The 9,810-nt window shown below is 73.5% G+C and carries 10 protein-coding genes; 7 read left to right on the top strand and 3 right to left on the bottom strand.

The window, feature by feature from the left end; translation table 11 throughout:
- The first annotated feature begins 106 nt into the window (after positions 1-106).
- A complete protein-coding gene (locus ACFUVW_RS16680; protein ID WP_430572440.1) occupies positions 107-1,645 on the top strand; it encodes an MFS transporter in 1,539 nt (512 codons plus the stop codon).
- Positions 1,646-1,656: 11 nt separating this feature from the next.
- On the opposite strand, the gene ACFUVW_RS16675 is transcribed toward ACFUVW_RS16680, so the two are convergent.
- Together ACFUVW_RS16675 and ACFUVW_RS16670 are read right to left on the bottom strand one after the other, a co-directional pair.
- Entirely contained in the window at positions 1,657-2,802 is a 1,146-nt protein-coding gene (locus tag ACFUVW_RS16675; RefSeq protein ID WP_430572439.1) for a ScyD/ScyE family protein, read from the bottom strand.
- A 162-nt stretch (positions 2,803-2,964) separates the two neighbouring features.
- Positions 2,965-4,239, bottom strand: a complete 1,275-nt coding sequence (locus ACFUVW_RS16670; protein WP_430572438.1) for an endonuclease/exonuclease/phosphatase family protein — start codon at positions 4,237-4,239, stop codon at positions 2,965-2,967.
- Positions 4,240-4,350: 111 nt separating this feature from the next.
- Here ACFUVW_RS16670 and ACFUVW_RS16665 point away from each other — a divergent pair, with 111 nt between their 5' ends.
- Positions 4,351-5,229, top strand: coding sequence for a VOC family protein (locus ACFUVW_RS16665; RefSeq protein ID WP_430572437.1), 879 nt, complete (start codon positions 4,351-4,353; stop codon positions 5,227-5,229).
- A gap of 21 nt (positions 5,230-5,250) precedes the next feature.
- Here the strand turns inward: ACFUVW_RS16665 and ACFUVW_RS16660 are convergent, their stop codons facing one another.
- Positions 5,251-6,057 (bottom strand): class I SAM-dependent methyltransferase, encoded by an 807-nt coding sequence (locus ACFUVW_RS16660; RefSeq protein WP_430572436.1) that lies wholly within the window; start codon positions 6,055-6,057, stop codon positions 5,251-5,253.
- 34 nt (positions 6,058-6,091) lie between these two features.
- Between ACFUVW_RS16660 and ACFUVW_RS16655 the strand changes: the two genes are divergently transcribed.
- The 5 genes from ACFUVW_RS16655 to ACFUVW_RS16635 all read left to right on the top strand — a co-directional run bounded on the left by ACFUVW_RS16655 (position 6,092) and on the right by ACFUVW_RS16635 (position 9,769).
- The gene (locus ACFUVW_RS16655) at positions 6,092-6,607 is read left to right on the top strand and encodes a hypothetical protein (protein WP_430572435.1); all 516 of its coding nucleotides are present in this window, start codon (positions 6,092-6,094) and stop codon (positions 6,605-6,607) included.
- Between the two features lie 111 nt (positions 6,608-6,718).
- Positions 6,719-7,264: a histidine kinase gene (locus tag ACFUVW_RS16650; RefSeq protein ID WP_430572434.1), complete on the top strand. Its 546-nt coding sequence runs from the start codon at positions 6,719-6,721 to the stop codon at positions 7,262-7,264.
- Between the two features lie 80 nt (positions 7,265-7,344).
- Complete coding sequence (locus tag ACFUVW_RS16645; RefSeq protein WP_430572433.1) at positions 7,345-8,187, top strand: DUF4097 domain-containing protein; 843 nt, start codon at positions 7,345-7,347, stop codon at positions 8,185-8,187.
- 32 nt (positions 8,188-8,219) lie between these two features.
- Positions 8,220-9,008, top strand: a complete 789-nt coding sequence (locus ACFUVW_RS16640) for an ABC transporter ATP-binding protein (RefSeq protein ID WP_430572432.1) — start codon at positions 8,220-8,222, stop codon at positions 9,006-9,008.
- Positions 9,005-9,769, top strand: a complete 765-nt coding sequence (locus tag ACFUVW_RS16635; protein WP_430572431.1) for an ABC transporter permease — start codon at positions 9,005-9,007, stop codon at positions 9,767-9,769. Before ACFUVW_RS16640 ends, ACFUVW_RS16635 begins: the two co-directional genes overlap by 4 nt.
- The last annotated feature ends 41 nt before the right edge of the window (positions 9,770-9,810 follow it).

The following is a 9,810-nucleotide window of genomic DNA, read 5'->3' as shown; positions in this document are numbered from 1 at the left end:
GTCCCGACCGGCCCGGCGGGCGCGCGGTCGGCGAGCCCGGCCCGCGACGACGCACCGGCCCGCGGTGCGAGTTCGAGCAACGACGCAAGAACCGAGAGGCACGACCATGCACGACGAGCACCGCCACCGCCGCGTCTACACGCCCCGCGGCACGATCGGGATCGGCCGGGCGATCACGTTCGGGATGACCGACCTCATGGGCGGGGGAGCGCTCGCCATCATCGGCGCCTGGCTCCTGTTCTTCCTCACGACGTACGGCGGGCTCAACGCGGTGCAGGCCGCGTCCATCCTCGCGATCGCCAAGGTCGTCGACGCCGTCGTCAGCCTCGCCCTGGGCCACCTCACCGACGAGCTGTACCGCACCCGGCTGGGGCAGCGGTTCGGGCGCCGGCACCTGCTCATGCTGGTGGGCGCGCCGCTGATGGTGACGTTCGCGCTCCTGTGGGTGGCGGGCATGGGGTACTGGTACTACCTCGCGGTGTACCTGATGTTCGAGCTGGTCATCGCCCTCGTCCTCATCCCGTGGGAGACGCTCCCGAACGAGATGACGACCGACTACGACGAGCGCACCAAGATGTCGACGGCGCGGCTCGTGATCTCCGGGCTCGCGACCTTCCTGGCGACCTTCGTCCCGGCCGAGCTGTTCAAGGCCCTGGGCGAGGACTCGCCGACGCCGTTCCTCGTCAACGGGATCATCTTCGCGGCGGTCTTCGTCGCGGCGATCCTCATCAGCTGGGGCACGACCTGGGAGACGTTCGTCTCGCGCGACGAGGTGCCCGCCGCCGAGCGCGAGCGGATCAGCCTGACCACGGTGCTGCGCCAGTACCTGTCGACGCTGCGGATCAAGACCTTCCGCAAGCACCTCGCGATCTACCTGCTGTCGTTCACGGCCATGGACACCTGGAGCACGGTGTTCGTGTACTACGTGGTGTCGGTGGTCGGGCTCACGGCCGCCGCGGCCGGGACGATCCAGTCGATGAGCCTCGTCGGCATCCTCGTCACCGTGCTCGCCGGCTGGCTGATCACGCGGATCAGTCCGCGGTCGCTGTGGACGATCGGCTTCTCGGTCGTCCTGGCGACGTCGCTGGGCTGGTACGCGGTCGCCACGCTCTCGCCGGCGAACCCGCTGGTCTGGCTGATGATCCTCGGCGTCGTCTACCAGGTGGGCCGGGCCGTGTTCGTCTTCGTGCCCTGGAACGTGTTCCCGTTCGTCCCGGACATCGACGAGGTCGTCACCGGCAAGAAGCGCGCGGGCGTCTTCGCCGCGGTGATGACGTTCGTCCGGAAGTCGACGGTCGCCGTCGCGACGATGCTCGCCGGCGTGTTCCTCGAGGCGTCCGGCTACGTCGACGGCCAGACGGTGCAGCCCGCCGGCGCGCAGACGATGATCGTCGTGATCCTCTCCCTCGGCGTCGCGGTGCTCATCGGCGCCGCCCTGGTGGTCGCGCGCACCTTCCGGCTCACGCGGCAGACCCACGCGCGGCTCGTCGACGAGCTCGACCGCCTGCGGGCCGGCGGCGACCCGGACGACGCCACGGACGAGGCACGTGACGTCGTCCGGACACTCTCGGGCGTGCGGTACGAGGACATCCGCGTCTGGGACGGGGTGCCCGGGCGCGAGCAGGTCGCGGTCCCCGCCGGCTGAGCCCCGCCCGGTCAGCGGCCGTGGCCGTGCCAGTGCGACCGGGTCAGGTCGACCTCCACGAGCCGGCCCGCGGGCGGGGCCTGGGGGTCGGGGCTGAACGCGTCGGCCGTGGCCAGCAGGTCGCCGTCCGACCACTCGACGGCGCCCGGTGCGCCCACCTCGACGACCGTGCGCGGGCCGCCGTGCTTCACCTGGCTGAGGCGGCCGCCGAACATCTCGGCGACGTAGACGTCGCCGCGCGGCGAGACGGCCAGGTTGGTCGCGCTGACGAAGCCGTCCGCCACCTCGCGCACCGACCCGGTCAGCGGGTTGACGCGGTAGACCGCGCCGCGCGCGCCGAGGCTGTCGTCCTCCGGACCGCCGGGCAGCGTGGTGACGTAGAGCTGGCCCCAGGGGCCGACCTCGACGTCGGTGGGGACCGACTCGAACCAGTAGGTGCGTCCGCCGGCGCACGCCGGCAGGCCCCACGCCGCGACGACCTCCGGCGGGACGACGGCCGGCTGCGGCGGCAGCACCGCGACCGTCCGGATCCGGCCCCGGTCGCTCACGGAGAGGATCGCGTTCATGCCGGCGTCGGCGACCATCGTCGTGCGCCAGGCGCGCGTGGTCGCGTAGGGGTGGGAGTCCTCGATGCCGGTGTACTCGGCGGGGAAGCCCTCGGGCATCTGCTCGAGGCATGACGCCGGAAGGTTGCGGAAGCCGTACGTGACCCGGCCGTCGGGGTTGCGGTCGTTCTCATACGCGCGGAGGTCCGCGACCGTGCGGGCGGGCCCTGCCGGGTCGCCGTGCCGGTCCAGCCGCAGCGTGCGGAGGGTCGACCCGGCGGGGTTGCCCTGCTCGTCGTACGACGTCTCGGTGAAGGTGAGGGTCCGGTCGCGGTAGGAGACGCCGCCCACCTCCTCGCCGTTCGCGGAGGCGTGGAGGACGGAGGTCCGCCCGCGCCGGTCGACCTCGGTGAGCAGGCCGGCGAAGTTCTGCGTCACGTACGACGTGCCGTGCGCGCCGGCGGCGGCGCTGAGCGGCGAGACCAGGTCCGTGGCCAGGTCGGTGATCGTGGGCGGTCTCGGCGAGGGCTTGCCGCCGTGCGCGGCGGCGGGCGTCGCGGCGAGCAGCAGCGCCGTCGCTGCTGCGGCGGCCGCGGTGAGGGCGCGTCTCATGGGGTCTCCAGTGCTCGGCGGTGGGTGGCAGGTGACTGCACAGCACCTTCGAGCGTGCGAGCGCTCCCGCGCGCTCGCCACCCTCGGCGGGCGTGGCCGAGGGTGAAGCCCGGGTGATTCCCCGGGCACCTTCCCCGCGCCGCAGGCGCGGGGCGGGCGCGATCAGCCGACGCGGAGATCCACCCACACCAGCCGGTGGTCGCTCGACGGGAACGGGTAGGTGCCCGTGAGCCGCGACAGCGGGTCGGACCGCGTCGGCCAGAACACGCCGGCGTCGCGCACGCGCAGGTCCTTCGACGGCAGCACGTAGTCGGCCCGCAGGTTGCCCGGCGCGGTGTCCGCGAAGTCCGCCGTGTCGAGGGCGGGGTCGCCCCGGTGCGTTGCGTTGGCGCCGCCCTGCAGGGCGGCGGCCTCGACCGCACCGTCCGACGTCGGGTGCGGGTCCGTGACCCGCGGATGGTCCAGGAGCTGGTCGATCGCCGCGTCCACCGAGTCGCCGTCGAGCGGGTCGGCGTTCTGGTCGCCCAGCACCACGAACCGCTCGCCGGGCTTCAGCCCGCCGCGCCGGCCCTCGTCGTCGTACACGTACCGCGACGCCTTGCCGGGCGTGACGTAGTCCGCCCAGAACCGGATCTCGTCGTGGTTGCGCCGGCCGTTGCGGTCCTCCGCGCCGTCGAACGTGGGCGGCGTCGGGTGCGACGCCAGCACGTGCACGGTCCGCCCGCTCACGCGCACCGGCACGTCCCAGTGCGACTTGCTGGACAGCCGCACGACGTCGAGCTCCTCGGGCGAGTACCAGTCCGCGGGCTCCGGCGTCGTCGGGTCGTCCGGCAGCAGCGCGCCCGGCATGTCCTTCCACAGGAAGTGCTGGAACGTGCGCACGTTCCGGGTGTCGATCGGGTACTTCGACAGCACCACCATGCCGTACTGGCCCTCGAACTCGCCGAACCCGAAGGCGTCGTCGCCGCCCAACGTGCCGTCGTCGTTGAGGTCGAACCCGCTGGGGATCCCCGTGTTCGACGGCGCGGTGTACGCGTAGCGGTAGCGCACCGGGTCCGCGCCGCCATGCGGCACCTCGAGGTAGTTCTCGCGGAAGAGGTCCACGCTCGAGTGGGCGGCGTCGTAGTCGAACTCGTTGAGCAGGACGACGTCCGGGTCCGCGCGCTGGATCACCTCCGCGACCGTGCGGGCCTGCGGGTCGTCGCCCGTGGCCAGGTCGGCCTGCAGCTCGCCCTCCGTCGCGCGGTTCAGCGACAGGTTGTACGTCGCCACGCGCAGCGAGCGGTCGTGGGGATGCCCGTGGCTCCCGTGCCCGTCGTGGGCGCTCGCGGCGAGCGGCGCCACGGCGAGGCCTGCGCCGAGGGACATCGCGGCGGCGAGGGCGACCGTCGGGCGGCGGACGGCGCGGCGTCGGGCGAGCATGCGGTGAGCGGTCATGACGTCACGGTAGGGAGCCGGCGGCGCGGGCGGAAGAGGGGTGGGGCGACCTGTGGATGAACGGTCGGTGTCGCCGGGCGAGGTGTCGGTGGGCCGGTGCAGCCTGGGGAGATGACACAGCGGACGTACCCGCACGGGACCCCGAGCTGGATCGACCTGGAGACCGCGGACGTCGATGCCGCCCTCGCGTTCTACGGCGCGCTGTTCGGCTGGCGGTTCACCGAGAAGCTCCCACCGGGCGCGCCCGGGCGGTACGCCGTGGCGTCGTGGGACGGCACCGACGCGACGGCGATCGCGGCCGTCGCGACACCCGACCCGGGGTACGACGGCGAGCCCGCGTGGCACACGTACCTCGCCGTCGACGACCTCGAGGCGGCAGCGGCTCGCGTCGCCGAGCTGGGCGGTGTGGTGAGCTCGCCCCCGCAGCAGGTGGGCCCGCCCGGGCAGGCCGCGGGGTGGATGGCGCGCATCGTCGACCCGGAGGGCGCACCCAGCCGGCTCTGGCAGGCCGGCACCCGCGCGGGTGCGCAGCGCGTCAACGAGCCCGGCACCTGGAACTTCAGCAACCTCCTCACCCCCGACGTCGACGCGGCGCTGCGGTTCTACGGGCCGCTGCTCGGCTGGGAGCGCAGCGACGACCTGGGCGCGGGCATGGCGCGCGTGCCCGGGTACGGCGACCACCTGGCCCGCACCGTGGACCCCGCCATCCACGAGCGGCAGGAGTTCGTCCCGCCGGGGTTCTCGGACGTCGTCGCGGGGGTGCTGCCCGCCGACGGGCCGGCGCACTGGTCCGTCGTGTTCGCCGTGGCCGACCGCGACGCCGCCGCCGAGGCCGCCGAGCGGGCCGGCGCCGTCGTGCACGCGACCGAGGACACCGAGTGGACCCGGGAGGCGACGATCCGCGACCCGTTCGGCGCCGACCTCGTGCTCTCGCAGTTCGCCCCGCCGCCGGAGTTCGTCGCCGCCGAGGCCGACGCCGGGAGGTCGTGAGCCGGTCGCCGGTGAACGGCCTCAGGGGCGGCGCGCCTGCACCCACATCACGGGCGTGTCCATGAAAGTCGCGCGCCCGACCTCCCGCGCGTCCGTCAGCCCGGCGTCGGTCAGCAGGCGCTGGATGCCGCCGTCGGCGTTGTCCTCCCGGTGCTGGTTCGCCCCGATCTCGTGGTGGTGACCACGCCCGCCGTGCCCGTGTCCGCCGTGACCGTCGTGACCGTGCCCGCCGTGCCCCTGGCCGTGCCCGTGCCCGTGACCGTCGTCGTGCCCGGGCGCGTCGAGGTCCGCGATCGTGACCGTGCCGCCGGGGCGCAGCACGCGCGCGAGCTCGGCGGCGAACCGGCGCTTCTCGTCCATCGGCACGTGGTGCAGGGCGAGCGAGGAGAGCACGTGGTCGACGCCGGCGTCGGGGGCCGGCAGCCGGTCGGCGAAGCCCCGCACCAGAGTGAGCGAGCCGTGCCCCCCCGCGCGCCGCCCCACCCGCCGCCGTCGCGCCTTGCGCGCCGCGCGACGCAGGGCGGAGCCGTCCGGGTCGAGGCCGGTCACCGCGGCGTCGGGCACCGCGCGGAGCACCGCGAGCGAGAGGTTGCCGGTGCCGCAGCCGACGTCGAGGACCCGCTGCCCGGGCGCGATCCCGGCGAGCTCCACGGTGCGGCGGTGCAGCCGCCCGGCGCGGCGCCACCAGCTCTGCACGTCGTACCAGGGCATCTTCCAGGCGCTGCTCATGCCGGGCAGGTAGGCGCGGTCGGCCTCGTCGGGGCGGACGTCGTCGAAGAGGCGCACGCCGCGCGCGGCGGCGTCGGGGCCCTGCGGGGATCTGGTCACGACGCCACGCTAACCGCCGTGGCAGGGTGACGGGATGACGACCGTCGCCCAGCTGCGCCAGGCCGCCCTCGCCCTGCCCGAGACGGCGGAGGGCACGCACTTCGGCATGGTGTCCTTCACCGTGCGCGACAAGGGCTTCGCGTCGGTGACGCGGGACGGCGTCGTCCAGCTGCACCTCGCGCCGGACGACGTCGACGCCGCCGTGGCCGCCGTCGCCGGGGCGGAGCCGCTGATGCGCGGCACCACGCTGCTCGGGGCTCGGCTCCCGCTCGCCGCCCTGGACGGGCAGCAGCTCAACCACTGGGTGCGGCGCGCCTGGTTCGCCCGCGCGCCGCGCCGGCTCACGGCCGCGCTCGCGGCGGCCGACGTCGCCGAGCCGGGGGAGGTGGGCGACCTGCCGGCCGCCATCGGCCGCCCGGCCACGAGGGCCCTCGCCGGCGCTGGTGTCACGACCCTCGCCGAGGTCGCCGCGCGAACCGACGCCGAGCTCCTCGCCCTGCACGGCGTCGGGCCGAGGGCGGTGCGCATCCTGCGCGAGCACCACCCCTGACCTGCGACGACGCCCCCACGCGGGGCTGTGACGCCAAGGCGCGTCAGATCTGACACCAGAAATGACGTCAAAGGGCTTGCGGTGACACCATCGTGGTGTCATAGTGGAGCCATGGACCTCACGAGATACGTCGACGAGCTGCAGCAGCAGCTCGGCACCGCAGCCGCCGCCGGCGGGGACGAGGCGCGGGAGCTGGCTTCCCGCCTGACCGCCCCGCTCGACGCCGCCGCCCGGCTGGTGCTGCTCGAGGCGCTGGCGGACGCGGCGGGGGAGATCTCCGCCGAGCTGGCCCCCGGCTCGGTCGACATCCGTCTCCGTGGCGGCTCGCCCGAGTTCGTCGTCACCGCACCGACCACGCCGACCGAGCCGGCGTCCGCGCCCTCGTCCGGCTCGACCCTGGAGGCGAACGGCCCGGGCTTCTCGGTGAGCGTCGACCTCGAGGGCGGCTCCACCACCCGCACCACCCTCCGTCTGCCGGACCACCTCAAGACGCAGGCCGAGACTGCCGCCGCGCGCGACGGCGTCTCCGTCAACACGTGGCTCGTGCGGGCCGTCGCCGCCGCGCTCGAGCAGCCCGGCCGGCCTGCCGCGCAGGCCCGGTCGCAGCAGCGCAGCACGGGCCAGAGCCCCGGCCGCATCACCGGCTGGGTGCGCTGACCGCACCACCCGCGCCACGCCACCTCGTCTCCCAGACCCCAGCACTGACACCACAACGACACCACCGTTGGAGCCCCGTCATGCCCACTTTCGCCGTCACCCAGCCCGTCCCGCTCGTCGTGGACGTGCCGTTCGCCAACCTGCACGTGGTCGCCTCCGAGCGCGACGACGTCGTCGTCACCGTCCTCCCGTCGGACCCCCGGAAGTCCGGCAGCGTCCGCGCCGCCGAGCAGATCCGCGTGGACCGCGACGGTGACACCATCGCGATCACCTACCCCGGCTCGTGGAAGCAGTTCGTGCTGCCGTTCGCCGCCGGCACGGCCGACATCTCCGTCGAGCTGCCCACGGGCTCGTCGCTGCGCGGCAAGACCGGCTCCGTGTACGCGGAGGGGGCGCTCGGCGCCGTCGAGATGGCGGCCTCGGTCGCCGACGTCCGGCTGGACGTGGTGGAGCGGCTCGACGTCAAGGCGTCCGCGGGCTCCGTCGTCGTCGACCGCGTCTCCGGCCCCGCCGACATCAAGGTCAGCGCGGGCTCCGTCCGCGTCGGCGAGGCAGCCGGCGAGGTGACGGTCCGGGCCTCCAACGGCACGACCACGGTCGGCTCCGTCACGGGCGCCCTCGAGGTGCACGGCGCCCACGGCGACATCGTCGTGAGCCAGGTGCGCGGCACCGTCACCGCGAAGTCCGCCCACGGCGGCATCCGCGTGAACAACCTCGAGTCCGGCGGCGCCACGCTCACGACCTCGTTCGGCTCGATCGAGGTGGGGGTGCCGCAGGGCACCGCCGCCTACCTGGACCTCGCCTCGGAGCACGGCACGGTCCGCAACCAGCTCACCCCCACCGAGGGGCCCGTCGACGACGAGGCCACCGCGGAGATCCACGCCAGCACCGGGTTCGGCGACGTCATCGTCCGCCGGCCCTGACACCGCGAGAGACACGACCAAGGAGGAACAGCATGACCACCGACCAGGCCCGCGGGCCGGCGATCCACGTCCAAGGCATCGAGAAGTCGTTCGGCGAGCTGCACGTGCTGCGCGGGGTCGACCTCGACGTCGCCGCCGGGAGCATCTTCGCCCTGCTCGGCTCCAACGGCGCCGGCAAGACCACGCTGGTGCGCATCCTGTCGACGCTCCTGCGGGCCGACGCCGGCACCGCCGTCGTGCACGGGTTCGACGTCGCGGCGAAGCCCGGCGACGTGCGCGAGTCGATCAGCCTCACCGGCCAGTTCGCCGCCGTCGACGAGATCCTCACCGGCCGCGAGAACCTCGTGCTCGTCGCCAAGCTGCGCCACCTGACGAACCCGCACGCGGTGGCGGACGAGCTGCTCGACCGCTTCTCGCTCACCGACGCGGGCGGCCGGCGCGCCGGCACGTACTCCGGCGGCATGCGCCGTCGGCTCGACATCGCCATGAGCCTCATCGGCGACCCGCCGATCATCTTCCTCGACGAGCCCACCACCGGCCTCGACCCGCAGGCGCGCATCGAGGTGTGGGACACGGTCAAGAAGCTGGCCCAGGGCGGCACCACGGTGCTGCTCACCACGCAGTACCTCGACGAGGCCGAGCAGCTCGCCGACCGGATCGCCATCCTGCACCAGGGAACGATCATCCAGAACGGCACCCTCGCCGAGCTCAAGCAGCTCCTCCCGCCCGCCCAGGTCGAGTACGTCGAGAAGCAGCCGTCCCTCGAGGACGTCTTCCTCTCGCTCGTCGGCACGACCGGTACCGAGAAGGAATCCCGATGACCACCCACGTCCTCGCCGACACCGGCACCCTCACCGGTCGGTCGCTGCGTCACATCCTGCGGAGCCCGGACACGATCATCACCACCGCGGTGACGCCGATCGCGCTGATGCTCATCTTCGTCTACGTCTTCGGCGGCGCCATCAACACCGGGTCCGACGAGTCGTACATCAACTACATGCTGCCCGGCATCCTGCTGATCACGGTGGCCTCCGGGATCGCCTACACCGCGTACCGGCTGTTCCTCGACATGCAGGGCGGCATCTTCGAGCGGTTCCAGTCGATGCCGATCGCGCGGTCGAGCGTGCTGTGGGGACACGTCCTCACGTCGCTCGTGGCGAACCTGGCCTCGCTCGCGATCGTCATCGGCGTCGCGTTCGCCATGGGCTTCCGCACCGGGGCGTCGTTCGGGGCCTGGCTCGCGGTCGCAGGCATCCTCGTCCTGTTCACCCTCGCCCTGACGTGGCTCGCCGTCATCGCGGGCCTCTCGGCGAAGACCGTCGACGGCGCGAGCGCCTTCAGCTACCCGCTGATCTTCCTGCCGTTCATCAGCTCGGCCTTCGTGCCGACCGACACGATGCCGGGCCCGGTCGCCTGGTTCGCCGAGAACCAGCCCGTGACGTCCATCGTCAACTCCATCCGGGCCCTGTTCGCCGAGCAGCCCGTCGGCAACGACATCTGGGTCGCTCTCGCCTGGCTGGTCGGCATCTTCGTGGTCGCCTACGTCTTCGCGATCGTCTCCTACCGCCGCCGGGTCAGCTGATCCGACGCCGGCCGAGACGCCGGTCGAGCCTGTCGCGACAC

This window comes from Isoptericola sp. NPDC057391 (assembly GCF_042668085.1).
GTDB lineage: Bacteria > Actinomycetota > Actinomycetes > Actinomycetales > Cellulomonadaceae > Isoptericola.
The sequence above is the reverse complement of the archived record's forward strand: the minus strand, read 5'-3'. Positions and strand labels throughout refer to the sequence as shown.

What these genes read in the sequence shown, in the direction of transcription:
- ACFUVW_RS16680 (WP_430572440.1), top strand. Translation starts at nt 107, where the DNA reads ATGCACGACGAGCACCGCCACCGCCGCGTCTACACGCCCCGCGGCACG.
- ACFUVW_RS16675 (WP_430572439.1), bottom strand. Translation starts at nt 2,802, where the DNA reads ATGAGACGCGCCCTCACCGCGGCCGCCGCAGCAGCGACGGCGCTGCTG.
- ACFUVW_RS16670 (WP_430572438.1), bottom strand. Translation starts at nt 4,239, where the DNA reads ATGACCGCTCACCGCATGCTCGCCCGACGCCGCGCCGTCCGCCGCCCG.
- ACFUVW_RS16665 (WP_430572437.1), top strand. Translation starts at nt 4,351, where the DNA reads ATGACACAGCGGACGTACCCGCACGGGACCCCGAGCTGGATCGACCTG.
- ACFUVW_RS16655 (WP_430572435.1), top strand. Translation starts at nt 6,092, where the DNA reads ATGACGACCGTCGCCCAGCTGCGCCAGGCCGCCCTCGCCCTGCCCGAG.
- ACFUVW_RS16650 (WP_430572434.1), top strand. Translation starts at nt 6,719, where the DNA reads ATGGACCTCACGAGATACGTCGACGAGCTGCAGCAGCAGCTCGGCACC.
- ACFUVW_RS16645 (WP_430572433.1), top strand. Translation starts at nt 7,345, where the DNA reads ATGCCCACTTTCGCCGTCACCCAGCCCGTCCCGCTCGTCGTGGACGTG.
- ACFUVW_RS16640 (WP_430572432.1), top strand. Translation starts at nt 8,220, where the DNA reads ATGACCACCGACCAGGCCCGCGGGCCGGCGATCCACGTCCAAGGCATC.
- ACFUVW_RS16635 (WP_430572431.1), top strand. Translation starts at nt 9,005, where the DNA reads ATGACCACCCACGTCCTCGCCGACACCGGCACCCTCACCGGTCGGTCG.